This window comes from Micromonospora sp. NPDC007220, assembly GCF_040634035.1.
Taxonomy (GTDB): domain Bacteria; phylum Actinomycetota; class Actinomycetes; order Mycobacteriales; family Micromonosporaceae; genus Micromonospora; species Micromonospora reichwaldensis.
In genome coordinates, this window is record NZ_JBEYEU010000011.1 from 48,182 (window position 1) to 71,640 (window position 23,459).

The 23,459-nt window shown below is 75.1% G+C and carries 23 protein-coding genes; 7 read left to right on the forward strand and 16 right to left on the reverse strand.

Annotated features, from left to right (window positions below):
- Positions 1–15: 15 nt before the first annotated feature.
- Genes ABZ573_RS20210 through ABZ573_RS20220 form a run of 3 tightly spaced genes read right to left on the reverse strand, consistent with a single transcriptional unit; the run spans position 16 to position 3,490 of the window.
- Entirely contained in the window at positions 16–2,292 is a 2,277-nt protein-coding gene (locus ABZ573_RS20210) for an ABC transporter permease (RefSeq protein ID WP_358119819.1), read from the reverse strand.
- Complete coding sequence (locus ABZ573_RS20215; RefSeq protein WP_358119822.1) at positions 2,289–2,969, reverse strand: ABC transporter ATP-binding protein; 681 nt, start codon at positions 2,967–2,969, stop codon at positions 2,289–2,291. The genes ABZ573_RS20210 and ABZ573_RS20215 overlap by 4 nt, the downstream gene beginning before the upstream one ends.
- Positions 2,966–3,490 (reverse strand): PadR family transcriptional regulator, encoded by a 525-nt coding sequence (locus tag ABZ573_RS20220; protein ID WP_151453153.1) that lies wholly within the window; start codon positions 3,488–3,490, stop codon positions 2,966–2,968. The genes ABZ573_RS20215 and ABZ573_RS20220 overlap by 4 nt, the downstream gene beginning before the upstream one ends.
- A gap of 80 nt (positions 3,491–3,570) precedes the next feature.
- Here ABZ573_RS20220 and ABZ573_RS20225 point away from each other — a divergent pair, with 80 nt between their 5' ends.
- Positions 3,571–4,146 carry a GNAT family protein gene (locus ABZ573_RS20225; protein ID WP_327028706.1) on the forward strand — a complete coding sequence of 192 codons (576 nt, stop codon included), beginning with the start codon at positions 3,571–3,573 and terminating at the stop codon, positions 4,144–4,146.
- Here ABZ573_RS20225 and ABZ573_RS20230 read toward each other — a convergent pair.
- The 3 genes from ABZ573_RS20230 to ABZ573_RS20240 form a co-directional block, all read right to left on the reverse strand.
- Positions 4,117–4,704 (reverse strand): TOPRIM nucleotidyl transferase/hydrolase domain-containing protein, encoded by a 588-nt coding sequence (locus ABZ573_RS20230; RefSeq protein WP_151453155.1) that lies wholly within the window; start codon positions 4,702–4,704, stop codon positions 4,117–4,119. The genes ABZ573_RS20225 and ABZ573_RS20230 overlap by 30 nt on opposite strands.
- 243 nt (positions 4,705–4,947) lie before the next feature.
- Complete coding sequence (locus ABZ573_RS20235) at positions 4,948–6,510, reverse strand: cellulose binding domain-containing protein (protein ID WP_327028705.1); 1,563 nt, start codon at positions 6,508–6,510, stop codon at positions 4,948–4,950.
- 286 nt (positions 6,511–6,796) lie between these two features.
- Positions 6,797–7,582, reverse strand: coding sequence for an RNA ligase family protein (locus ABZ573_RS20240; protein ID WP_358119827.1), 786 nt, complete (start codon positions 7,580–7,582; stop codon positions 6,797–6,799).
- A gap of 166 nt (positions 7,583–7,748) precedes the next feature.
- Between ABZ573_RS20240 and ABZ573_RS20245 the strand changes: the two genes are divergently transcribed.
- On the forward strand, positions 7,749–8,174 hold the full coding sequence (locus ABZ573_RS20245) for a type II toxin-antitoxin system Phd/YefM family antitoxin (RefSeq protein WP_151452949.1): 426 nt from the start codon (positions 7,749–7,751) through the stop codon (positions 8,172–8,174).
- A 210-nt stretch (positions 8,175–8,384) separates the two neighbouring features.
- On the opposite strand, the gene ABZ573_RS20250 is transcribed toward ABZ573_RS20245, so the two are convergent.
- From ABZ573_RS20250 to ABZ573_RS20265, 4 genes are read right to left on the reverse strand one after another with little or no spacing between them, the layout of a single operon-like run.
- Positions 8,385–9,449: an ABC transporter ATP-binding protein gene (locus ABZ573_RS20250; RefSeq protein WP_358119831.1), complete on the reverse strand. Its 1,065-nt coding sequence runs from the start codon at positions 9,447–9,449 to the stop codon at positions 8,385–8,387.
- Entirely contained in the window at positions 9,446–10,261 is an 816-nt protein-coding gene (locus tag ABZ573_RS20255; RefSeq protein WP_151452947.1) for an ABC transporter permease, read from the reverse strand. Before ABZ573_RS20255 ends, ABZ573_RS20250 begins: the two co-directional genes overlap by 4 nt.
- On the reverse strand, positions 10,258–11,043 hold the full coding sequence (gene modA / locus ABZ573_RS20260; RefSeq protein WP_358119835.1) for a molybdate ABC transporter substrate-binding protein: 786 nt from the start codon (positions 11,041–11,043) through the stop codon (positions 10,258–10,260). Before modA ends, ABZ573_RS20255 begins: the two co-directional genes overlap by 4 nt.
- Complete coding sequence (locus ABZ573_RS20265) at positions 11,040–11,465, reverse strand: TOBE domain-containing protein (RefSeq protein ID WP_151452945.1); 426 nt, start codon at positions 11,463–11,465, stop codon at positions 11,040–11,042. The genes modA and ABZ573_RS20265 overlap by 4 nt, the downstream gene beginning before the upstream one ends.
- Before the next feature lie 146 nt (positions 11,466–11,611).
- Between ABZ573_RS20265 and ABZ573_RS20270 the strand changes: the two genes are divergently transcribed.
- Positions 11,612–12,796 (forward strand): transporter substrate-binding domain-containing protein, encoded by a 1,185-nt coding sequence (locus tag ABZ573_RS20270; protein ID WP_151452944.1) that lies wholly within the window; start codon positions 11,612–11,614, stop codon positions 12,794–12,796.
- On the forward strand, positions 12,703–13,827 hold the full coding sequence (locus tag ABZ573_RS20275) for a hypothetical protein (protein WP_358120034.1): 1,125 nt from the start codon (positions 12,703–12,705) through the stop codon (positions 13,825–13,827). Before ABZ573_RS20270 ends, ABZ573_RS20275 begins: the two co-directional genes overlap by 94 nt.
- A 61-nt stretch (positions 13,828–13,888) precedes the next feature.
- Here the strand turns inward: ABZ573_RS20275 and ABZ573_RS20280 are convergent, their stop codons facing one another.
- Complete coding sequence (locus ABZ573_RS20280; protein ID WP_151452943.1) at positions 13,889–14,281, reverse strand: SCO5389 family protein; 393 nt, start codon at positions 14,279–14,281, stop codon at positions 13,889–13,891.
- Positions 14,282–14,515: 234 nt separating this feature from the next.
- Positions 14,516–15,010, reverse strand: coding sequence for an SsrA-binding protein SmpB (smpB, locus tag ABZ573_RS20285; RefSeq protein ID WP_132234882.1), 495 nt, complete (start codon positions 15,008–15,010; stop codon positions 14,516–14,518).
- Positions 15,011–15,123: 113 nt separating this feature from the next.
- Here smpB and ABZ573_RS20290 point away from each other — a divergent pair, with 113 nt between their 5' ends.
- Complete coding sequence (locus ABZ573_RS20290) at positions 15,124–15,663, forward strand: RNA 2'-phosphotransferase (protein ID WP_358119841.1); 540 nt, start codon at positions 15,124–15,126, stop codon at positions 15,661–15,663.
- Between the two features lie 7 nt (positions 15,664–15,670).
- Here the strand turns inward: ABZ573_RS20290 and ABZ573_RS20295 are convergent, their stop codons facing one another.
- The 4 genes from ABZ573_RS20295 to ABZ573_RS20310 all read right to left on the reverse strand — a co-directional run bounded on the left by ABZ573_RS20295 (position 15,671) and on the right by ABZ573_RS20310 (position 18,005).
- Positions 15,671–16,183 (reverse strand): NUDIX domain-containing protein, encoded by a 513-nt coding sequence (locus ABZ573_RS20295; RefSeq protein WP_311412605.1) that lies wholly within the window; start codon positions 16,181–16,183, stop codon positions 15,671–15,673.
- A gap of 76 nt (positions 16,184–16,259) precedes the next feature.
- Positions 16,260–16,820 (reverse strand): NADAR family protein, encoded by a 561-nt coding sequence (locus ABZ573_RS20300; protein ID WP_358119845.1) that lies wholly within the window; start codon positions 16,818–16,820, stop codon positions 16,260–16,262.
- Positions 16,821–16,986: 166 nt separating this feature from the next.
- On the reverse strand, positions 16,987–17,628 hold the full coding sequence (locus ABZ573_RS20305; RefSeq protein WP_358119848.1) for an SRPBCC family protein: 642 nt from the start codon (positions 17,626–17,628) through the stop codon (positions 16,987–16,989).
- Positions 17,625–18,005, reverse strand: a complete 381-nt coding sequence (locus ABZ573_RS20310) for a metalloregulator ArsR/SmtB family transcription factor (RefSeq protein WP_132234872.1) — start codon at positions 18,003–18,005, stop codon at positions 17,625–17,627. Before ABZ573_RS20310 ends, ABZ573_RS20305 begins: the two co-directional genes overlap by 4 nt.
- 188 nt (positions 18,006–18,193) lie before the next feature.
- Here ABZ573_RS20310 and ABZ573_RS20315 point away from each other — a divergent pair, with 188 nt between their 5' ends.
- Positions 18,194–19,426, forward strand: coding sequence for a TIR-like protein FxsC (locus tag ABZ573_RS20315; protein ID WP_358119851.1), 1,233 nt, complete (start codon positions 18,194–18,196; stop codon positions 19,424–19,426).
- Positions 19,427–19,442: 16 nt separating this feature from the next.
- On the forward strand, positions 19,443–23,354 hold the full coding sequence (fxsT, locus tag ABZ573_RS20320) for an FxSxx-COOH system tetratricopeptide repeat protein (RefSeq protein ID WP_358119854.1): 3,912 nt from the start codon (positions 19,443–19,445) through the stop codon (positions 23,352–23,354).
- Positions 23,355–23,459: the final 105 nt, after the last annotated feature.

Consider the following 23,459-nt stretch of genomic DNA (forward strand, 5'->3'; position numbering starts at 1 on the left):
GCACCCGGCGGAGGATCACTCCGTGCGGATGCCGTCGGGTCGGGTGAGCCGCCACAGCACCGGCAGGCTGAGCCCGGTGACCAGCAGCACGACCGCCGCCCCGAGGCCGGTGGAGATGCCCAGCGCCGGCCAGGCGACCGTGACCGGCGTCTGCACCATGCGCAGCAGCACCGCGCCGAGGGCGAGGCCGAACACCACCGCCAGGGCGAGCCCGATCACCACCGGAACGGCGCTCTGCCACAGCACCGACCAGCTCAGCGTGGAGCGCCGGGTGCCCACCGCGACCAGCATCGCCAGCAGCCGGCGGCGCTCCCGCAGCTGCTCCAGCACGCCGACCAGCATGCTGGCCCCGATCAGCAGCAGGGTGACCACCGCGCCGACGTACAGGCCGCGTTGGACGTTGACGAACTGGCTGGCCTGGCGGTTCTCGGTCAGCGTGAGCACCGAGGCGTACGGGTCGACGCCGGCGGCGGCGTTGCGGACGTGCTCCACCGCGTCCGGCTGGTCGGCCGCGAGCCGCAGGTACGCGTCCGCGCCCAGCGGGCCCAGCCGGGCGGCGTCGACCGCACCGGGGGTGACCAGCAGGCCGGCCTGCTGGTAGCCGGACGGGTCGGCGCGGACGGGGGCCTCCCGGGTGGTGCGGGGGACCTGCCAGGTCACCCCGTCGACGCCCGCGACCGCGACCGTCGCGCCCGGCCCGATGCCGGCCGGCTGGCCCTCGGCGTCCCGGACCAGGAACACGTCGCCGTCGGCGCACCGGTCGAGCCGGGCGAACTCGGCCAGCGCCGCGCAGTCGCCGATCCGCAGCGTGCCGTACCCCCCACTAGCCGCAGTGACCTGGGTGGTCAGGGTGGCGTGGCTGGCGGTGACCCCGGGCGCGTCGGCCAGCCGGTCCAGCCCCGCCGCCGCGTCCGACCGCGGGAAGAACTGCACCTGCACCTGGGCCCGGGAGGTGTCCTGGCCGGTGTCGAAGGTGAACCGGCCGGCGACGCCGGCGAAGAGCATCTGCAATCCGATGGTGCCCGCCACGGCGACCGCGATGCCGTTGACCAGCCGCGCGGAGGCGGCGCTGTCGAGCTGGAGGCGGCGCACCGCGAGCTGCCACGCGACCGGGCCGCCGCGCAGCCGGCGTACGAGCAGGTCGGTGAGCCAGGGGAGCAGGGTGACCACGCCGGCCAGCAGGAGCACGGCGCCGGCGGCGGTCTGCCGCTCGCCGCCCAGCGGCGCGACCCCGGCCGCGCCGGCCAGCAGCAGCCCGAGCCCGGCGGCCGGCAGCAGCAGCCGCCACACCAGCCGCCGGCGCACCGGCGTGGCCCGCCGGGTCACACCGAGCGGCTCGACCAGCACGGCGCGCATCGACACCAGCGTCACCACGACGGCGAGCGCCGGCACCGCCAGCGCGACGGCGGCCACCAGCGGCAGCGGCGGGCGCACGTCGGCGGCGTACACGCTGAGGTCCATGAGGGTGACCAGCGGCACCACCTGCCGGCCGAGCGCGAAGAGCACGCCGCCGGCCGCGACGCCGAGCAGGGCGCCGGCGGCGGCCTCCCCGGCGGCGATCCGGCGGACCACCGCGGCGTCGGCGCCGACCAGCCGCAGCGCGGCCAGCCGCCGGTCGCGCCGCTCACCGCCGAACCGCACGGCCGCGCCCAGGAACACGGCGATGGGTAGCAGGAGGACCACGAAGATGACGACCACCAGCACCACCAGCACCGGGTCGAAGGCCTCGCCGGGCAGCCCGCCGCCGAACGCGTCCAGCCGGGTCGCGTCGTCGGCGGCGAGGGTGTCGCTGCCCAGGTAGTAGGCCAGCTCGCGGGGACCGGCCAGCCCCTCGTCGGCGATGACGCCGGTGACCGTGGCCCCGCCGAGGCGGGGGGCGAACAGCGCGCCGTCGGCGGAGCCGAGCAGGTCGCGCAGGGCGGGGGAGACCAGCACCTCGCCAGCGCGGGGCAGCGCGGCCACCCCGGGCGGCGCCGGCGCGGCCGGCCCTTCGGGCCGCAGCACCCGGCCACGCACCGGTTGCCCCCGGAACTCGGTGTCGGTCTGGCGGATCAGCACGGTGTTCGCGGCGGCCGGGATCTTCTCGCCCATCCGCAGGTCGTCGCGGGCGTCGCCGCGCGCCTGCCGGGCGTCCAGCGCGCCGGGCACCGCGGCGGCGAGCAGCAGCATCGCCACCCCCACCCCGACGCCGACCGCCGTGAGCACCGCCCGCAGCCAGCCGTCCCGGCCGCCCGTGAACGCCATCCGCGCGCCCATGCTCAGGTCGGCCGCGCGGTCGCGCAGCCGCGTCACGCCGCGACCTCCAGGTCCCGGGTGCGGCCGTCGCGGACCACGATCTCCCGATCGGAGTACGCGGCGACCCGCGCCTCGTGCGTCACGAGCACCACGGCCGCCCCGGTGTCCCGGGCGGCGGCGGTGAGCAGCCGCATGACCCGCTCCCCGTTGAGCGAGTCGAGCGCGCCGGTCGGCTCGTCGGCGAAGACCACCCGTGGCCGGGTGACCAGTGCCCGGGCGACCGCCACCCGCTGTCCCTGCCCGCCCGAGACCTCGCCGGGCCGCTTGCCGGCCACCTCGGCGACCTCCAGGCGGTCCAGCCACTCGGCGGCCCGCCGCTCCGCCTCGCGCCGACCGATTCGGCCCAGCCGCAGCGGCAGCGCGACGTTCTCCAGGCAGGTCAGCTCCGGTACGAGCTGGCCGAACTGGAAGACGAAGCCGAACTCCTCGCGGCGCAGCGCGCTGCGCTCGGCGTCGCTCAGGGCGGCGAGGTCACGGCCGGCGTAGCGGACCCGGCCGGAGTCGGGCCGGGCGATGCCGGCGAGGCAGTGCAGCAGCGTGGACTTGCCGGAGCCCGACGAGCCCATCACGGCCAGCACCTCGCCCGGGTGGACGCGCATGCTCGCCCCGGCGAGCGCCCGGGTCGGGCCGAACGAGCGGTGCAGGTCCTCGGCGAGCAGCAGCGGGGCGCTCACGACCGCACCGTCGCAGCCAGCTCGTCGAGGCGGGCGGCGGTCAGCTCCAGCCAGCGCAGGTCGGCCTCCAGGTGGAACAGCGCGTGGTCGCAGACCAGCTGCTCGGCGAGGTCGCCGTCGCGCTTGCGGCGGGTCAGCTCGCGCATCATCCGCAGGTGCTCGGCGCGCTGTACGTCGAGCACGTCGGCGGCGGGGCGGCCGGTGAGCAGGGCCAGCACCACCTTGGTGTAGAGGGTGCTCTGCAGGTACGGCTCGGGTTTCTCGGCCCGGGCCAGCCACTGCGCCACGTCGGTGACGCCCGCCTCGGTGATCGCGTACCGCTTGCGTTCCGGGCCCTCGCCCGGCTCCACCGCCTCCACCTCGACGAGGCCGCCGCGCAGCAGCCGGGACAGGGTGGCGTAGACCTGCCCGTACGCGAGCGGGCGGGCGTGACCGAAGCGCTCGTCGTAGAGGCGTTTGATGTCGTAGCCGTGGCGGGGGGTGGCCTCGAGGAGGCCCAGGAAGGTCTGTCCGATCGACATGCCGGCGACTATACACACCGCGTATACCCGGAGTGTATAGCGGTACATTGCCCGCTCAACCGTCTGCATCGGAGGTCACCGTGTTCGCCCTGTCCCTGACCGAGGACGTGGAGCTGCGTCCCCTGGAGCCCTGGCGGGCCGAGGAGTTCCTCGCCCACCTCGACCGGGCCCGTACGCACATCGCGCCCTGGGTGTCGCCCTCGTTCCTGGTCGACGACCTGGCCGGTGCCCGGGCCGTGCTTCAGCGCTACGCGGACCTGTGGGCGCGCGACGCCGGCGGCATCTGGGGCATCTGGCGGCGAGGCACCCTGGTCGGCGGGGTCATGTTCGTCTCGTTCGACGTGGCGTCGGGCGGCTGCGAGGCGGGCTGCTGGCTGGAGCCCGCCGGCGAGGGACACGGGCTGGTCAGCCGGGCGGTCGGCCGGCTCGTCGACTGGGCGGTACGGGAACGCGGCATCCACCGCGTCGAGTGGCGCACCAAGCCGGACAACACCCGCAGCATCGCCACCGCCCGGCGGCTCGGCATGCGTCACGACGGGACGCTGCGCCAGGTCTATCCAGGGCCGGCCGGGCGGATCGACATCGAGGTGTGGTCGGTGCTGGCGCCCGAGTGGCGCGGCTTCCGGTCAGACGCCGGCGAGCACCGCGTCGAGTGAGCGGGGCACCCGGTCCGGCTCCAACGCCTGCACCAGCAGCCGCGCGTACGCGCTCTTGCGGCCGGACCGGGTGCCGAGGAACCGGCGCAACTGCGCCTCGACGGCCCGACCCCGCTGCGCCGGCTGCCGCTGGAACAGGTCGAACGAGCGCAGCTCGCCCTCGGCGGCGAGCACCGCCCGCACCCCGGCGACGCCGACCGCCCGGATCAGTTCGTCCTCCAGGTCGGCCACGCAGACGTGGAACCCGAGGGCCGTCAGGTCGGCCCGGGACAGGTCGACGCCGAAGCCGCAGCGTTCCAGCCCGCGCCGGAAGTAGCCCTCCTCGGCTTCGTCGTAGAGGCCCGCCAACCGCAGGCCGCGTCCCGCCGGGCCGAGCTGGTCGAGGAAGTGGCCGACGTTCGTCGCGCCGCCCATGGCCACCACCCGTACGCCCTCGGCGCCGAGGTCCCGGCCGCGGCGCGCGGCGAGGGTCTCCAGGGCGACTCGGTCGCTCGGCCCCTCGACGAGCACCACCGTCCGCGCGTCGGTCCCGGGCGCCAGGTCACCGATGCTCCGCACTCCGCCTCCCCGTCCCCGATGCCGCAGCGCCCGCCCGGGGGGCGGCCCGGCGGTCCGGCCCCGATGTGCGGGACGTACCACCGGGGACGACCTGTGTCGGGCGGCCAGTGCGGCCCGTCGCCCCGCGAGGGCAGCGTGGACCGGGCCGGCCCCCGGCGTAACCGGATTGCGGGCGGCAGGCAACCGCCGGAGTCGGTGGCCGTGCCGCCGCCCGGGCCGGGTGACCCGGGCGGCGGCACCGGCTCAGGGCAGCGACCGCAGGAACGGGCCGTGGCTCAGGCGGAACTCCCAGGCGTAGAACCGGTCCCAGTTGATCGACCAGGTCATCAGGCCCCGGAGGGCGGGGTTGGTGCCGCTGCGGGGGGTGTACGGGCCGCAGCCCTGCCCCTTCACCAGGCAGGTCACCGCGGCCTGCACCCCGGCCGGGGCGAGGTAGCCGTTGCCGGCGCTGGGGGAGGAGGGGGCGCCGAAGGCCACCTGGTCCTCACGCAGCGGCGGGAAGACGCGGTCGGCGTTGCCGGCGACGGGGAAGCCGGCGAGCAGCATGTCGGTCATCGCGATGTGGAAGTCCGCGCTGCCCATGGTGTGGTACTGGTTGTCGAGCCCCATGATCGGCCCCGAGTTGTAGTCCTGCACGTGCAGCACGGTGATGTCGTTGCGCAGCGCGTGGATCACCGGCAGGTACGACCCGGCGCGCGGGTCCTGCCCGCCCCACGGGCCCGAACCGTAGTACTGGTAGCCGAGCTGGACGAAGAACGTCTCCGGCGCCATCGTGAGCACGAAGCCCGCCCCGTACCGCTGCTTGAGGGTGCGGATCGCGGAGATCAGGTTGACGATCACCGGCGTGGTCGGGTTGCGGAAGTCGGTGTCCCCGGTGTTCAGGTAGAGCGAGTGGCCCTCGAAGTCGATGTCGAGCCCGTTCAGGCCGTACCGGTCGATGATGGCCGCCACCGACCGGACGAAGGTGTCCCGGGCTGCGGTCGTGGTGAGCTGGACCTGGCCGTTCTGCCCGCCGATGGAGAGCAGCACCTTCTTGCCCTGTGCCTGCTTGGCGCGGATCGCGGCGATGAACTCGGCCTCGGTCTCGACGCCCGGGCACTCGGCCGCCGGGCAGAGCTGGAACCGGATGTCGCCCGAGGTGACGGTGGTGGGTTCGCCGAAGGCGAGGTTGATGATGTCCCAGTCGGCGGGCACGTCGGCCATCCGCAGGTAGCCCGAGCCGTTGGCGAAGCTGGCGTGCAGGTAGCCGATCAGCGCGTGCCGGGGCAGCCCACCCGTCGGCGGCGGCGTGGTCGGTGGCGGCGTGGTCGGCGGAGGCGTGGTGGGCGGTGGGGTGGTCGGCGGCGCCGTGGTCGGCGGAGCGGTCGTGGGCGGTGCCGTGGTCGGCGGGGTGGTGGGCGTGCCGCCCGAGCAGGGCGCGCCGTTGAGCGTGCAGTTGGTGGGGGAACCGGAGCCGGTGGCCAGGAAGCCGAACGACACCGAGGCGCCGGGGGCCACGGTGCCGTTCCAGGAGCGGTTGGTGAAGGTGTGCCGCTGGCCGACGCTGCTGACGGTGGCGTCCCAGTAGGAGCCGAGCGTGGTGCCCGCGGGCAGGGTGAAGGCCACCTGCCAGCCGGTGATGGTGGCCGGGCCGCCGTTGGTGACGGTGTAGCGGCCCTCCCATCCGGTGCCCCAGTCGGCGGTCTTGACGAAGGTGGCGGTCGGGCCGGCGGCCTGGGCCGGCGCGGCGAGGGTCAGCGTGGTGGCGGTGACGGTGGCGAGGGCCGCGACGGCGGCCAGCAGCAGGTTTCGGGCAGGGCGACGCATCCGGACCTCCCGGGTACGAGGGCCGTCGGATCGACGGATGCACAATTATTAGGATTGTTAACTGTAATTGTCCAGGCGTTCGGGCCGGACTTCCCCGTCGCGTCCCGGCGCCCGTGACGCCGGGTGGCGGGTCGGTGCCCGATCGTCGACGCCCCCGCCGCCCGCCCGTCCGTCCGCCGCCCGCCCGTCCGCCGCCCGCCCGTCCGCCGCCCGCCCGTCCGCCGCCCGCCCGTCCGCCGCCCGCCCGTTCGGCGGCGCGCCCGACCGGCGCGCCGCCGAACCGTCGTCAGCGCCTGGCCTCGCGACGCTTCAGGGTGCGCTCGTAGTCCTGGAACCGCGCCTTGGCGATGGCCGAGCGGTCCGCCGCGCGGAGCACCAGGCCCTCGGACCGGCCGGCCGGACCGTCCAGGGCCACCAGGGTCCGGGGCAGGTGCGCGGTCAGGAACGTGTGCGTCCCGTCGATGTCGCGGGGCAGCTCCTCGGCGGGGATGGTGGCCAGCCGGGGCACCGTCGGCAGGCCCAGCGATTCGGCCCGCCCGACGAGGTCGGCCTCCCCGAGGAACCGCTGGCCGCCGCCGTCGCGCCAGGCCGAGATCCGCTGCGTCGGCCAGTCGAGCATCGGCGCGGGGTCGTCCAGCACGGCCACGTCGAAGAGCCGGTGTCCGACCCGGCGCTCGGCCGTGTAGTGCCGGGAGGCGGCGGTGACCTTGCCGCCGTACACCTCCAGGTAGAAGACCGTGATCCGGTCCTCCGCCGCCGCGACCGTCAGCCGCTCGGCCACGTCGCGCAGGGCGTCCACGATGCCCAGCGCGGGGTTGCCGATCAGGTCGCCGCGCGCGTACAGCAGTTCCTCGCGGCTGCCGATCAGGTACGCGCCGCCGGGCAGCACGACGATCCGGGCGTTCGTTCCGTCGACCTTCTCGGTGAGGGTGACCGGCCCGGTGAACGCCACGCACTCCGCCAGCAGCCCGCCGTCGCGGGGGTCCAGGGCGTGGTAGGTGGGGATCGACGGGTACTTGGTCAGCGAGTTGATCGTCCGCAGGTCGACCGTCCGGACGTCGAGGCGGGACACGGCAGCTCCTTCACGTGACGGGGTGCGCCGCGCCGGTTCGCGGTGCGGCGCCGGGCCGGCAGCGTATCCGCCGCGAGGGCCCCGGCTCGCGCCAGTTTCCGGTCCGCGCGTCCACCCTGGACCGTCGGCGTGCGGAAATGTCGTACCCGGGCGCGACCATCCATCCATGGCTGTCCCCGCTCTCACCCCGCACACCGACCAGCCGCGCTCGGTGCCGCTTCGCGAGGCGCGCACCCGGCTCACCCAGCTCGTCGCGCTGGCCGAGTTGACCGACACCGTCACCGTCGTCACCCGCGACGGCGATCCCCGCCCGGTGGCCGCGATCGTCCCGGCGGCCGCCGCCCGCAGCGCCGCCCAGGCGCGTGCCGACGGGGACCGCCTCGCCGCCGTCACCGCCGGCTGGGCCCGGCGCCTCGACGAGGCGCACCGGCGCAGCGCCCACCGGCACGCCGCCGAGCTGCGCGCGGTCACCGCCGCCCTCGCCGAGGTCTGGGCCGAACTCGACCGCCGGGTCACCCCGGGCAGCGACCCCGGTCTCGCCCGGCTCCGGGCCGCCCACGCCGACCTGCTGGCCGCCGACCCCGCCGCCTGACCCGCCCGGGGTCCGCGCCGCGTCCGGCGTCGCTCGCGTCCGCGCCGCGTCCGGCGTCGCTCGCGTCCGCGCCGTCCCGGGCTCCGCGCCACCCCCGGGCTCAGTGCCGCGCGGTTGCCTGGCCGGGATCCGGTGTGCCGCCGTCGACCGCGCCCCGACGCCGCCGAGGGCAGCGCTCGCGCGTGCCGCCGGCCCTGGGGCCGCAGGGCGTCAGCCGGCGGGGTACGCGTGGGTCTGCGCCGCCTTCACCGCGGCCCAGACCGGCTGGCCGGGGGCCAGCCGCAGCTGCGCGGCGGCGGACGGCGTGACGTCCGCCGACACCCCGATCGGCCCGTCGAGCTGCACCCGCAGGTCGTCGCCGTGCCGCTGCACGCCGGCCACCGTCGCCGCCCAGGTGTTGCGCGGGCTGCCCTCAGGGCGCGACGGGTGCAGGGCCACCGCCGAGGGCCGGAAGGCGACGAAGACCTCCCCGTCGAGCCGGTCGGCGACGGTGAGGGTCAGCCCGTCGGCGACCCGGACCCGGTGCCCGTCGGCGTGGCCCCGGTGCAGGTTCAGCCCGACGAGCCGGGCCACGTAGTCGGTGCGTGGCCGCGCCGTGACGGTGGCGGCGTCCCCCTCCTGCACCACCCGGCCCTCCTCGACGACCACGAGCCGGTCGGCCAGCACCAACGCGTCCAGCGGATCGTGGGTGACCAGCAGGGTGGCACCCGGGTGCGCGGCGAGGTGCCGGTGCAGCTCGGCCCGGGTGTCCAGCCGGGTGCGGGCGTCGAGCGCGGCGAGCGGCTCGTCCAGCAGCAGCAGCGCCGGCTCGACGGCGAGCGCGCGGGCCAGCGCGACCCGCTGCGCCTGCCCGCCGGAGAGCTGCCGGGGACGGCGGTCGGCGTGCTCGGCCAGGCCGACCCGCGCGAGCCAGTCGTGGGCGGTCCGGCGGGCGGTACGCCGGTCGGCGCCGTGCCGCCGGGGCCCGAACGCCACGTTCTCCAGCGCGCTCAGGTGCGGGAAGAGCAGGTAGTCCTGGAAGACCACGCCGATCGGCCGGCGTTCGGTCGGCGTCCAGGCGCGGCGCTGCGGCCGGTCCAGGTCGACGCCGTCGAGGGTGAGGTGCCCGGCGGTCAGCGGGAGCAGGCCGGCGAGCGCGCGCAGCGCGGTGGTCTTGCCCGCCCCGTTGGGGCCGAGCAGCGCGACCACCTCGCCGGCGGCGACCCGCAGCGCGACGTCGAGGCGGAAGCCGTCCCGCTGCACCACGAGGTGCGCGTCGAGCAGGGGCGCGCTCACGGGCTGGTGATCCAGCGGTCGCGCAGCCCGGCGAGGATGGCCACCGAGACGGTGAGCAGCACGAGGCTGAGCACCACGGCGGCCTGCACGTCCGTCTCCAGCGCCAGGTAGACCGCCAGCGGCATGGTCTGCGTCCGCCCCGGATAGTTGCCGGCGAAGGTGATGGTGGCGCCGAACTCGCCGAGCGCCCGGGCCCAGCACAGCACCGCCCCGGCCGCCAGGCCGGGCGCCACCAGGGGCAGGGTGACGTGGGTGAAGGTCGTCCAGCGGCCCGCCCCGAGGGTCGCCGCCGCCTCCTCGTACCGGCCGTCGGCGCCGCGCAGCGCCCCCTCCACGGCGATCACCAGGAACGGCATCGCCACGAACGCCTCCGCCAGCACCACGCCGGCGGTGGTGAACGGCAGGGTGATTCCGAAGGTCGCGTCGAGCCAGCCGCCGAGCAGGCCACGCCGGCCGAAGACCAGCAGCAGCGCCACCCCGCCGACGACGGGTGGCAGCACCAGCGGCACGGTGACGAGGGCGCGCACCAGGCGCCGGCCGGGAAACTCGACGCGGGCCAGCAGCCAGGCCAGCGGCACCCCGAGCAGCAGGCAGAGCAGCGTGGCCAGCGTGGCGGACAGCAGGGACAGCCGCAGCGCGGTGAGCACGCCCGGCGCGGCGAGCCGCTGCGGCAGGTCGGCCCACGGCGTACGGGCCACCAGCCCGACCAGCGGCAGGACGAGGAAGACCAGGCCCAGCACGGCCGGCAGCAGCAGCGCGACGGGCACCCCGGGGCCCCGCCGGCGCAGGCGCCCGCCGTGGGTACGCGTCACGGGGCCTGGAACCCGGCCCCGGTGAGCACCGCGCGTCCCCGCTCCGAGCGGACGTACGCGACGAAGGCCCGCGCGCCGTCGGGGTTGGGCGGGTCCCGCAGCGCGACGATCGGGTAGTCGTTGACGGCGCGGGCGGACTCGGGGAACTCGACGGCCGTCACGTCGGCCGTGGCGGCCAGGGCGTCCGTGCGGTAGACGAGGGCCGCGTCGACCTCGCCGAGCCGCACCTTGGACAGCGCGCCCCGCACGTCCTGCTCCAGGGTGACCGGGGTGAGCGCGACCGAGGCGGCGTCGAGCGCCGTCCGCGCCGCCGCCCCGCAGGGCACCTGCTCCGCGCAGAGGGCGACCTTCACGCCCGGCCGGGCCAGGTCGGCCAGCCCGGCGACGCCCCGCGGGTTGCCCCTCGGCACGGCGACGACGAGCTGGTTGCGGACGAAGACCACCGGATCGCCGTCGGCGTTGCCGGCCTCGGCGACGGTGGTCATGTTGCGCGTCGCCGCCGAGGCGAACACGTCGGCCGGGGCGCCCTGGTTGATCTGGGCGGCCAGCGCGGCGCTGCCGGCGAAGTTGAGGATCACGCTCGTGCCCGGGTGGGTCGCCTCGAAGTCCCGGCCGATCCGGGTGAACGACTCGGTCAGCGAGGCCGCGGCGAACACGGTCACCGTGCCGTCCGTCGACCCGCCACCGGCGGTGGTGCCCGCGCCGCACCCGGCCAGGGCCACCAGGGCGGTGATCACCGCCGCCGCCGCCGCGACCGTCCGCGAGCGCCCCGCCGCTCTCACGACCCCTGCCTCCCCCGGGAGGCCCCGGACGGGGAGGCGCGTTCCACCACCACCGTGGTCGACTTGATCACCGCGACGGCCAGCGAACCGACGCGCAGGTCCAGCTCGTCGACCGCCTCCCGGCTCATCAGCGAGACGATCCGGAACGGCCCGGCCTGGATGTCGACCTGCGCCATCACGGTGTCCTTGACGACGTTGACCACGATTCCGCGCAGCCGGTTGCGGGCCGAGGAGGCGTCCGACCGGTCGTCGGGCTCGGCGGCCTGCCCCCGGGCGAACGCGGCCAGCTCGACCCCGTCGATGGCCCGGTGCCCGTGCTCGTCGCGGCCGGCGGCGAGCCGCCCGGCGTCGACCCACCGGCGCACGGTGTCGGCGCTGACGCCGAGCAGTTCGGCGGCCTCCCCGATGCGGAACGTCGTCACCGGCCCAGCCTAGCGTCCGGCAGATGCGAGGAGAAGGGCGGGCAGCTCGTCGCGGATGCGGCCCGGAAGAGCCCATTTTCCTCGTGTCCGCGGCCGGCGCAGCCGCGACACGGCCGACCGTCCGGATGCTGTCGTGACCTGGCGGGATGGACCACAATGGAGGGCTCGGGCGGGGGACGGCGACCGGGAGGGCCGAGTTGGGTCAGGACGACGAGGGCAGCGGCAACCCACCGGCGCCGGAATCCGTGGAGGCCCCCACCGCGCGCCGGTCGAGGTCCCGGCAGGTGCGCCTGGCGGCCCTGCTGCTCCTGCTGGTGGTGATCGTGGCGGCCACGGTACGGGTGATCGTGGCGACCGGCCCGCCCACCTGGGACGAGCTGCGCGAGCGGGCGGGGCTGACCAACCGGGACAGGCTGGTCATCGGGGTCAAGGACGACCAGCCGGGCGTGGCGCAGAAGCTGGAGAACGGCGCGTTCGAGGGCTTCGACATCGAGATCGCGTACATGATCGCCGAGGACCTGGGGTTCGACGCCCCGGAGGTGACGCTGCTGGCGATCGAGAGCGAGGACCGGGCCCGCCGGCAGGCGCGCGACGCCAGCGGCAGCTTCGTCACCGTCGATTTGGTGGTCGCCTCCTACAGCATCACCGAGCAGCGCCAGGGGCAGGGCGTGGTCTTCTCCTTCCCCTACCTGGAGACGGAGCAGTCGGTGGTGACGCTCGCGTCCGACAGCCGCAAGGTCGCCAGCCTGCGTGACCTCGACCGGGCGAAGGTCTGCACGCTGGGCACGTCCACCTCGGAGCGGCGCCTGCGGGACGCGGGCGCGAGCCCGATCGGCCGCAACCGGATCAGCGAGTGCATCCAGGCGCTCTACGACGGTGATGTCGACGCGGTCACCACCGACGCGGCGATCCTGGCCGGCTTCGTGGGCCCCCGCCCGCCGGGCGAGCTGCCGCCGGCGGTGAAGCTGCGAGGGCGCCAGGAGTTGCAGCACTGGGACATCGGCGAGGAGGCGGCGGAGAAGTGGGGCGTGAACACCGGCCCCAATCCGGCGATGCGGGACCTGGTCAACCTCTCCCTGCAGCAGTCGGCGGAGGGGCCCGACGGCTACCGGTGGAAGGCGGCGTTCGACCGGTACCTGGCCTCGGAGCAGCAGTACAGCAACCTGCAGCAGGTGGCGGTCGGCCGGCAGCCGGAGCCCGAGGAGAAGGTGGAGGTGCGGCAGTGGCCGTGGGAGAGATGGGCCCTGCCGTCTCCGAGTCGGCCGCGATCGGGCGCGCCGACCGTCGCCCGGGCACCAAGCAGGCGCAACAGGCGCAGCAGTGGCTGCTGACGCTGCTGCCCGCGTTCCCGGTGCTGCTGCTGGTGCTGCGGCTCTGGCGGCTCAGCCGGCAGGACATGCCGACGATGCTGCTGCTGGTGCAGTACGTCAGCCCGCTCGGGCTGCTCAGCGCCCTGCTGATCGCGCTGGTGTGGGCGTTCCCGCTGGTGGTGCTGGTGCTGACCGTCCTCGGCCGGCTGCTCCAGGTCAGCGCGCCTGACCGGTTCGACCCGGATCGCTCGCTGCTCGCCTACGGCACCGTGCGTACCCCCGGTTGGGTGCTGGTGGCGGCGACCGCGCTGGCGGCGCTCACCTGGCAGTTGCGGTTCCTGCCGCTGCTGATGATGCTCGCCCTCTGGCTGCTGGCGCTGCGGACCCGGCTCCGCTACCCGGACCGACCCCGCCTGCTCCTGGTCGCCACCCTGGTGCTGCCGGTCGTGGCGGCGACCGCGAGCTACGCCTGGCTGGCGCCCGCCGTGCCGGCCGCGATCAGCGACGGCGAACTGGCCACGGCCCTGCTGCTGGTCGTGCCCCCGCTGGGAGCCGTGGTGCTCACCGGCCCGGTGCCGCGCCCGGTCGCCCCGGCGCTGACCCACAGCCTCGCCTACGCGGTGGCGGCGGTGTTGCCGCTGGTGACGGGGGTGGTCTTCCTGCGGGTGCCGCTGCTGCCCGCGGTCGCCGTCGAGGTCGGCCCGGAGGCGGGCCCGGTGCGGGAGGTGGTACGCGGCCAGGCGGTCACGGTGACCGACCGGATGACGATCGTGCTCGACGGGCGGGGCGAGGTGCGCTTCCTGCCCAACGACCAGGTACGCGGGCAGCTCCTCTGCCCCGACCCGGGGCGGATCCCGGTCACCCGCGTGGACGTGTACGGCTGGCACGTGGAGGAGACGGCGCTGGACTGGATGATCCCCCGGCAACCGGTGGGGCGGGCGGACCCGCGCTGCCTGGGCCGGGTGCCGGCAGGGGAGCCCGCCGAACCGTCCGCGCCGCCGTCGCCCGGGCCGGCCGGGTCGTCCGCGCCTCCGCCCGCCGGCCCCCGCTGACGGCCGGCGGGCGGGGCGGGCCCTCGACGCCCCGTCCCGCCCGCCGGCCGCATCCGTCGGGTCAGCAGTTGCGCAGCTCGGGGGACTGGTTGAGCAGCTGGCCCCGGGCGGAGACGAACCGCCGGTACGCGTCGGAGCCGACCGCCGCCGGGCGGAACGCGGCGACCCGGTGGCAGTTCTGGAAGGCGAGCTTGACGTGGAAGTGCCGCTCCAGGCCGGCGCGGATGGCGTCGCTGGCGAGCGCCCGCAGCAACTGGCCGCGTTCGGCCTCGGTGGGCGGCGGGACGACGTTGTCGGCGTGGTCCGCGCCGGTGGACGCGAGTTCGGCGGCCACCCGGCTGACGGTCTGCCAGGCGTACGGCAGCGAGTCGCGGACGCAGGCGACGAACTCGGCGTCGTCGACGGGGCCGCGCTCGGCGGCGTCGAGCAGGGCGGGCGGGACGGTGAGAGACATGCTTCTCCTCCGGTTCACTGGTAATGACTACGGTTTTCATTACCGTGGCCGAGTGAGCACACCACGATGCGGACGGCGCGTCAACGACCGTCCGGCGTGCCGCGTCGACCCACCGTGACGGCGGTGGCACGCGGCGAACGACGACGGGCCGGACCGGCGCCACCGGCGGGTGACGGAGACGGCCGACGCGTCGGTCGGTCCGTGGCCGGCGTGCGGGGGAGGCGACGGGAGCGGTCAGCCCCGTCGCGCGGTGCGGCCCTTGAGGTGGCGGCCCAGTTCCCGGGCGATCTCCCGCTCGGCGTCGCGTTCGGCGAGCGCCTGCCGCTTGTCGTACGACTTCCTGCCCTTGGCCAGGGCCAGCTCGACCTTCGCCCAGCCGCCCGAGAAGTACATCGACAGGGGCACCAGGGTCAGGCCGCCCTCGCGGGTCCGTTCCAGGATCCGGGCGATCTCCACCCGGCGCAGCAGCAGCTTGCGGGTGCGCCGGGGCGCGTGGTTGGTCCAGCTGCCGAAGCCGTACTCGGCGATGTGCAGCCCGTAGAGCATCAGCTCGCCGTCACGCTCCTGGGCGAAGGCGTCGACCAGCGACGCCCGACCCTCGCGCAGCGACTTGACCTCGGTGCCGGCCAGCACGATGCCCGCCTCGTAGGTCTTGAGGATCGAGTAGTCGTGCCGCGCCTTCTTGTTGGAGGCGATCAGCCTGCGCTCGTTCTGCCGGGCCGCGTTCACCCGGCCGAGGATATCGGCTGCCGGCCAGGGCTGGCCGGCCCGGCGCCGATGCGGTGGCCGGGTCCGGCCGAATCCGATGGCGCCGGCGGTGCCCGGCGGGGGAGACTCCGCCAATGGATCATCGGGCGATGGTGCGGCTGAGCAAGCGGATGTCCCTGGCGTTGCGGCACGAGCCCGCCCGGTTCGGCCTCGCGCCCGACCGGGGCGGCTGGGTGTCGGTCGACGACCTGCTCGCCGCGCTCGGGATCGACCGCGCCGACCTGGACGCCGTGGTGGCCGGCAACGACAAGCAGCGCTTCGCCATGGAACGCGGTGCCGACGGCGTCGAGCGGATCCGGGCCAACCAGGGGCACTCGATCCCGGTCGACCTGGAGCTGGCGCCCAGCCCGCCGCCGGCGCGGCTCTATCACGGCACCAGCCGCGTCGCGCTCGACTCGATCCGGGCCAGCGGCCTGCACCGGGCCGGCCGGCACCACGTCCACCTGTCGCCGGACCTGGCGACCGCCCGACGGGTCGGTGCCCGCCGGCCGGGCGAGCTGGTGGTGCTGACCGTGGACGCGGCGGCGATGGCCCGCGACGGGCACGCCTTCTATCGCAGCGCCAACGGCGTCTGGCTCACCGACGCGGTGCCCGCCCGGTACCTGGCCGACTAAGCGGGGCTCAGCCCGCGCGCCGGGCGAGGAATTCGGCGAGCACCCGGGTGTGGGTGGAGAAGGCCAGCTCCGTCGGCTCGGTGAGCACCAGCCACTCGGTGGCCTCCTCGGTCGGCGCCGACGGCGGCAGCGCCTCGGCCCGCCGCTCGGGCAGCTCGCCGAAGACCATGATCGTGCCGCCGGCCGGGGCGCCGTGCACCGCGAGGAGCCGGGCGTCGGCGGCGTCGGCACGCAGGCCGGTCTCCTCCCACAACTCCCGGACCAGCGCCTCCTGCCACTCCTCGCCGTACTCGATGAAGCCACCCGGCAGCGCGAGCTGGCCGCGGGCGGGCTCGATGTCGCGGCGGACGACCACCACCCCGAGGCCCCGGGCCGTGCGGACCGGCAGCACCGCCACCGCGACGGGCAGCGGGTTGCGCCAGACCGTCGCGCCGCAGGCCGCGCAGACCCGCGGCCAACCGGCCGCCGCCGGATAGGCGGCGCCGCAGAAGGAGCAGTGGGAGTACGCCACGGCGGTCATGCCGCAGCACGTTACCCGGCACGCCGGGGGCCGCCGCGACCTGCCGCCCGGGGCGTGCGGCGGCGGCTCCCGGCGGTCACGGGCGGCCCGCGCGAAGTGCGTCCCGGGCCGCCATGAGGGCGAAGCCGAGCAGGTTCGCGCCCTGCCAGCGCGCCGGATCGTCCGCGCGCGGGTCGTCGGCGGCCAGGCCGATGCCCCAGACGCGGTCGACCGGGCTGGCCTCCACGAGCACCCGTTCGCCGGTGCCGAGCAGGTACGCCCGCAGGTCGTCGTGTTGGCCGAACTTCGCGACGCTGCCCGCCACCACGATGTCGTCGCGCCGGGCCTCCCAGGTCGCCTGGTCGAAGCCCCGCACCTCGCGGCCGAGCGACTTGGCGCGTTGGGGGTGCCCGGCCGCCAGGATCCGTTCGGCGACCGCCGCGTCGCCGAACAGCATCGCCTTGTGCCACATCATCCAGTGCTCGGCGGTGGCGTACGTCCGCTCGCCGTCGGTGAACGGGGCCGGCCACCACTGGCTCAGGCAGCCGGGCCCGACGCTGCCGTCACGCTGCGGCCGGTGACCCCAGAAGTGCAGGTAGCGGATCTTCTCGCCGGCGTTGACGGCGGCGACGAGCTCGGTGACGGATCGCGGCGACATGGCGGCGAGTCTGCCCGAGGGGTCCGACGGAACGCGCGCGCTTTTCCGGCCGGCCGCCGGCGCGGGCGTCGGTGCCGCCGCGCCGCGCGGTCGGGTGCGCGGGGCGGGCGGTGCCGCCGCGCCGGGCGGTCGGGTGCACGGGCGGTCGCCGCGCCGGGCGGGGCGGTCAGGCCGGCGGCGCCCCGGTGTAGAAGGCCGTGGTGCGCTCTGCGGCGCCCCGGGCGGCCTCGGCGTCGGTGCCGTCGGCGACGCTCGCCTCGCCCCACCGCTCGCTGCTCGCCGTGACGAACCGCCGGCCCTGCTCGGACACCGACCAGGCCTCGCCCTCCTCCGGCGTGACCCCGCTGCCGTCGGCGGCCAGGTACGACGCCAGGCCGAGCAGCGCCAGGTCCCAGCCGACGCCGACCGCGCCCGGGCCGAACTGGTCCCAGCGCTCCTGGTCGACGTGCGCGACGTGTTCCAGCTCGAACCGCGTCCGGTCGTCCCCGACCGGCGTCAGCCGCACCTCGATCCAGCTCACCTCGCCGCCGAACTCCCAGGTGGCGGCGAAGGCCTTCGGCGGGTCGCAGCGCTCGATCGTGCCGCCGGCGTTGCCCTCCAGCTGGTAGCGGCCGTCCAGCCGCAGGTCACCGGAGATCGGCATGAACCAGCGGGGGATCCGTTCCGCGTTGGTGCAGGCGTCCCAGAGGTCCTCCAGCGGCGCGTCGTACGTCTGGCTGATGGTCATCACCCGGGCCTCGCCGGCCTCCAGCACCCGCCGGCCGAGCTGGCGGCGTACGGCGTTGATCTGCTCGGTCGCGTCGATCATCGGTCTCTCCCGTGGTCGGTCGTGTCGTCTGTCGTGGGCGGCTGCTCGCGCAGCCGCCGTTCGCGCTTGCCTCGGGCCAGCTCGGTGGCGAGGGCGTGCAGGGGCGGCGTCCAGAACCGGCGGAAGTTGTCGAGCCAGCGGTCGACCTCCCGCAGCGGCCGGGGATCGACCGCGTAGAGACGTCGGGTCCCCTCCGCCCGCACGGTGGCGAAGCCGTTGTCCCGCAGCACCTTCAGGTGCTGGGAGACGGCCGGCTGGGAGATCCCGAACTCCCGCCGGATCACGTCGCACAGCCCGCCGGCGGTCGTCTCGCCGTCGGTGAGCAGTTCGAGGATGCGGCGCCGCACCGGGTCACCGAGTACGTCGAAGGCGTGCACGGAACCCTTTATATCAGTCACCCCTTATTTAAGCGACCCATGATGGGTCGGCGTGTCGCCGACGCCGTCGCGGAAGCGTCGGGGATACGACTCTCCACGGGTCGGTGCGAAGATCCGCACGACGCTACCCTGGCATCGACGGACATATACTTTCCGTACGATCGTGGAACCCGTGAGCGGAGGCGGGCGTGCCACTCTTCTTCCTGAGCTACGCCCATGAGGACAACCGCAACGGCCAGGTGCAGGAGTTCTTCGGCGATCTCAGCGAGGCGGTGGCCCGGCTGGCCGGCGTGGGCTGGGACCAGGCGGGATTCGTCGACGGGCAGCTGCCGCTCGGCGCGACCTGGTCGCAGGAGCTGGCCGACGCCCTCGCCACCAGTTCCTGCCTGGTGGCGCTGACCTCCCCCCGCTACGTGGTCAGTGACTACTGCGGGCGCGAGTTCCGGGTCTTCGCCGACCGGGTCGACGCGCACGAGCGGGAGTTCCGTCGCCGTCCCCCCGCCGTGCTGCCGATCCGCTGGATCCCCTGCGACCGCGTGCCCGAGGCGCTGACCGGCTTCCAGCACAAGAACTTCCCGGCCGGCGCCGTGTACGCCCAGGACGGGCTGCTCACCCTCAAGCAGCGCCGCCGGCACCACGACGAATACCAGGACTTCGTCGACGCGCTGGCCAAGCACATCGTGCAGACCGACCGCGACCACCGCCTGCTCCGGCCCGCCCGACGGCCGGTGCTCGCCCAGGTCACCAGCGCCTTCGAGACCACCCGCCGGCGGCCGGCGCCCGGGTCGTCCGCCGCCCGGTCGCCCCGCTCGACAAGCGCCCGGCACGTCTGGTTCGTCCTGGCCGCCGGCAGCGCGGCGGAGCTGGCCGGCACCCGCAGCGGGGCGGAGGAGCGCTACGGCGCGCTGGCCCGGGATTGGCGGCCGTACCGCCCCGAGCTGGAGGCGCCGATCGGCAGCTACGCCGGGGCGGTCGCCACCACCAAGAGCTACGGCTGGACGGTCGAGGACGCCGTCGACCTCGCCGAGGTGCGGGAGTGGGCCCGGGCGCACAACCAGATCGTCGTGCTCGTCGTGGACGTCTGGTCGGCCGGCCTGCCGCGCTACGAGCTGAGCCTCGTCGGCTACGACCGCGACCCCGACACCACCACCCCGGTGCTGGTGCCCTGGACGGCCGCCGACGACGCGGCGGCCGACGGCAACCAGCGGCTGTGGGAGACCCTGGCGCGCGTCCTGTCGCACCACGTGGTGCGCAACGATCCCGCGATGTGGCGACCGGAGATCGCCACCGCCGGCCGCTTCCACGCCGAGCTGGAGGACGCGCTGGTCGTGGCCCAGAGCCGCATCTACCGTACGGGCACGGTCTACCAGGAGCCGCCGTCGGACGGCCCGGTGCACCGCCCGATCCTCGAAGGTCCCTGATGGAGGCGGGCAGCCGATGGTGGTGAACGACGCGGCACGCGGGCAGATCGTCACGTTCTACTCGTACAAGGGCGGCACGGGACGCACGATGGCGCTGGCCAACGTGGCCTGGATCCTGGCCAGCCAGGGGCTCCAGGTGCTCGTGGTGGACTGGGACCTGGAGTCGCCCGGCCTGCACCGCTACTTCCACCCGTTCCTGCGCGACTCCGAGTTGCGCGCCACCCCCGGGGTCATCGAGATGATCTGGGATTACTCGATGGCCACGATGCAGCGCAATCCCGGCGACGACCCGCAGGAACTGCTCGCCGGGCACGCCAAGATCCAGCGGCGGGCGGTCTCGCTGAACTGGGACTTCCCGCACGGCGGCGTGATCGACTTCGTGGCGGCCGGCCAGCAGGACTCGGCGTACTCGCGGTTGGTGAGCACCTTCGACTGGTCGAACTTCTACGAACGCCAGGGCGGGGCGGCCTTCTTCGACGCGGTCCGCGCGCAGATGCGCGCCGAGTACGACATCGTGCTGATCGACAGCCGTACGGGCCTGAGCGACGTCGCCGGCATCTGCACCGTGCAACTGCCCGACACCGTCGTCAACTGCTTCACCATGTCGACGCAGAGCATCCGGGGCGCGTCGGCCGTGGCCCGCTCGATCCGCGCCCAGCGCCCGGACGACCCGCCGCTGCTGGTGCCCGTGCCGACCCGGGTGGAGGACGCCGAGCTGCGCAAGCTGGAGACCGGCCGGGACCTGGTCCGGGCCGAGTTCGCGTCGTTCCTCGACCACCTCTCCGACGCCGCGCGGGCCCGCTACTGGAACACCATCGAGGTGCCCTACCGCGCGTTCTACGCCTACGAGGAGATCCTCGCCGCGTTCGGCGACCGTCCAGAGCAGGCGGGCACCCTGCTGGCGGCGTACGAGCAGCTCGCCTCGGTGGTGACCGGTGGCCGGGTCACCCGGCTGGAGCCGATGCCGGAGGAGGAACGGCGCCGCTCGCTGACCGCGTTCGAGCGGTCCCGGCTCACCGCCGAGCAGACCGTGCTGGTCGGCTACGCCTCGATGGACCGGCTCTGGGCGGAGTGGATCAGCGACCAGCTCGAGGAGGCCGGGCTGCGGGTGGACCGCCGCGCGGTCGACGTGCCGGTCCGCGCGGGTGGCCGCACCGAGTTCGACCGGGCGCTCGCCGCCGCCAGCCGGGTGCTGGTCGTGCTGACCCGGCACTTCGCGGCCACGCCGCTGGCGGGGGAGGCGTGGAAGGCCGCCGCCAGCCGGGACCAGGTCGCCGGCACCGGCGTGCTGGTGCCGCTGCGGGTCGACGAGTCCCGCCTCGCCCTGCCCTACACCGACCGCACCCCGGTCGACCTCAGCGACGTCGACGCCGGCACCGCCCGGACCCTGCTGCTCGAGGAGGTGGGCGCACCCGCGCACACGGTGACCGGGCGGGCGGTCGGCCGGTTCCCCGGCACGTTCCCGGCGGTGTGGAACGTGCGCCAGCACGGCACCACCTTCGTCGGCCGGGCGGCGCAGCTGGAGGCGCTGCGCGACCGGCTGACCGCCTCGCCCGCCTCCGGCGTGCAGGTGATCCACGGCCTCGGCGGGGTCGGCAAGACCCAGCTCGCCGCCGAGTACGCGCTCCGCTTCGCCCGCGACTACGACGTGGTCTGGTGGATCCCCGCCGACAGCGAGGAACGGATCCGGGGCGGGCTGGCCGACCTCGCCGAGGCGATGGGGCTCGGCACCGGCGGCGGTGGCGAGGCGGTCCGGCGGGTGCTCGACGCGCTGCGCCGGGGCGGCCCCGGCCGGCGCTGGCTGATCGTCATGGACAACGCCGACGAGCCGTCACGGGCCACCCGGGCGCTGCTGCCGCAGGGCCCCGGGCACGTCCTGCTCACCACGCGCGACCAGACCTGGAGCGAGTACGCGGGCGCCACCGAGCTGACGGTCTTCGACCGGCTGGAGAGCGTCCAGCTGCTGCGCGACCGCGTCCGCGGCCTCACCGAGGAGGAGGCGACCCAGGTCGCGGAGAAGCTCGGCGACCTGCCGCTGGCGGTGGAACAGGGCGCGGCCTACCTGCGGGCCACGGCGCTGCCGGTGCAGCAGTACCTCGCCTCGCTGGACACCCCCGGCCTGCTGCGCATCCTGGAGGGCCGGCAGTCGGCCGGATACTCCAAGACGCTCGCCGCGACCTGGCTGGTGACCCTGCGCCAGCTGCGGCAGGAGAAGCCCGCCGCCGCGCGCCTGCTGGAGCTGTGCTCGTACTACGCGCCGGAGCCGATCCCGGTCGCGATGCTCACCGGCGAGCGGTTCGCCGTCTTCATGGCCCCGTTCGACCCCACCCTCACCGACCCGATCCTGCAGGGGCTGGTCACCGCCGAGCTGGGCCGCTACGGCCTCGCCCAGGTCGACGCGGAGAACAACACCGTGCGCATCCACCGGCTGGTGCAGCTGGTGATCAAGGACCAGCTCGACGACCCCGCCGAGACCCGCCGCCAGGCCCAGTCGCTGCTCGCGGCCGCCAGCCCCCGCGATCCGGACAAGCCGGCCAACTGGCCGCGCTACGCCGAGCTGTGGCCGCACGTACGTCCCTCGGCGCTGCACGAGTCGACGGCCGAGGAGGCCCGCCAGCTCGTCGCCGACACGGTGCGTTACCTCTACCGGCGCGGGGACTACGAGTCCGCGCGCTCGCTGGCCGAGGACGCGTTGGACCGCTGGCGCGACACCGACGACGACGACCCCACCAAGCTGCGGATGCGGTTCCACCTGGCCAACGTGCTGCGCGCGCAGAGCCTCTTCGACCGGGCCTTCGAGATCGACCAGGACGTCTACGACCGGCAGCGGCGGATCTTCGGCGAGCACCACCTCTACACCCTGATGACGGCCCGCAGCCTCGGGGCCGACCTGCGCGCCCAGGGCCGCTACCACGACGCCGAGCAGCGCGACCGGCGCACCCTGGAGCTGAGCGTCCGCAGCTTCGGCGAGGACAGCGGCCGTACGCTGACCGCCGAGAACAACCTCGCCGTCTCGCTGCGGCTCGTCGGCCACTTCCGGGAGGCGGCCCAGCTCGACCAGCACATCTACGAGCGGCGCCGGGAACGCTTCGGCGACGAGGACCCGTCCACCCTCGCCTCCGCCAGCAACTACGGCCGGGGGCTGCGCGACACCGGGGAGCTGTGGCGCTCGCACAGCGTCCTGCAACGCACCTCCGTCAACCAGCAGAAGATCATCGGCCCCGACCACCCGGAGACCCTGCGTACCGCCAAGGAGCTGGCGCTGACCCTGCGCCAGCTCGGCCGCTTCGCCGAAGCGCACCGGGTGCTGGAACGCACGGTGGTGCGCTACCAGCGCACCCTCGGCGGCGAGCACGCCGACACCCTCTCCTGCGAGATGGCGCTGGCGACCACCTGGTCGGCGGTGGGCGACAACCCGACCGCGCTGCGGATGGCGCGGCGGCTGCGCGACGCGTACACCGAGGTCCTCGGCGCCGACCACGCCATCACCCTGGCCTGCCTCAACAACCTCGGCGTGTTCCTGCGCAAGGGCGGCGAACACCCCCAGGCGCTCGACCTCGCCCAGCGGGTCCGCGACCAGCTTCTCGCCAGCCTCGGCGAGCGGCACCCGCACACCCTGCTCGCCACGCTCAACCTCGCCAACGACCTGTTCGCGCTCGGCGAGCGCGACGCCGCCCTGCTGCTGGACACCACCGCGTACGTCGAGCTGATCCGGGCCCTCGGCGCCGAGCACCCGGACAGCGTCTCGGCGGCGCTCAACCTCGCGGTCAGCAGGATCGCCACGGAGAGCGAGGCCGACGCCGGCCGCGCCCTCTACGACGACGCGTTCGGCCAGCTGGTGCAGCTGTTCGGTGGCGACAACCCGCGGGTGGTCCAGGCCCGCCAGCGCGACCGGTTCAACGGCTACATCGAGCCCGCCCTGCTCTGAGCGCCCGCCCTGCTCTGAGCGCCCGCCCTGCTCTGAGCGCCCGCCCTGCTCCGAGCGCCCGGGCTGGTCCGAGCGCCCGCCCTGCGCCGGGCCCGGCCGGCGGCG

Coding starts and splice junctions, on each gene's coding strand:
- ABZ573_RS20290 (WP_358119841.1), top strand. CDS start 15,124: ATGGATCATCGGGCGATGGTGCGGCTGAGCAAGCGGATGTCCCTGGCG.
- ABZ573_RS20235 (WP_327028705.1), bottom strand. CDS start 6,510: ATGCGTCGCCCTGCCCGAAACCTGCTGCTGGCCGCCGTCGCGGCCCTC.
- ABZ573_RS20295 (WP_311412605.1), bottom strand. CDS start 16,183: ATGACCGCCGTGGCGTACTCCCACTGCTCCTTCTGCGGCGCCGCCTAT.
- ABZ573_RS20220 (WP_151453153.1), bottom strand. CDS start 3,490: ATGTCGATCGGACAGACCTTCCTGGGCCTCCTCGAGGCCACCCCCCGC.
- ABZ573_RS20300 (WP_358119845.1), bottom strand. CDS start 16,820: ATGTCGCCGCGATCCGTCACCGAGCTCGTCGCCGCCGTCAACGCCGGC.
- ABZ573_RS20280 (WP_151452943.1), bottom strand. CDS start 14,281: ATGTCTCTCACCGTCCCGCCCGCCCTGCTCGACGCCGCCGAGCGCGGC.
- ABZ573_RS20245 (WP_151452949.1), top strand. CDS start 7,749: ATGGCTGTCCCCGCTCTCACCCCGCACACCGACCAGCCGCGCTCGGTG.
- fxsT (WP_358119854.1), top strand. CDS start 19,443: ATGGTGGTGAACGACGCGGCACGCGGGCAGATCGTCACGTTCTACTCG.
- ABZ573_RS20275 (WP_358120034.1), top strand. CDS start 12,703: ATGGGCCCTGCCGTCTCCGAGTCGGCCGCGATCGGGCGCGCCGACCGT.
- ABZ573_RS20270 (WP_151452944.1), top strand. CDS start 11,612: ATGGACCACAATGGAGGGCTCGGGCGGGGGACGGCGACCGGGAGGGCC.
- ABZ573_RS20305 (WP_358119848.1), bottom strand. CDS start 17,628: ATGATCGACGCGACCGAGCAGATCAACGCCGTACGCCGCCAGCTCGGC.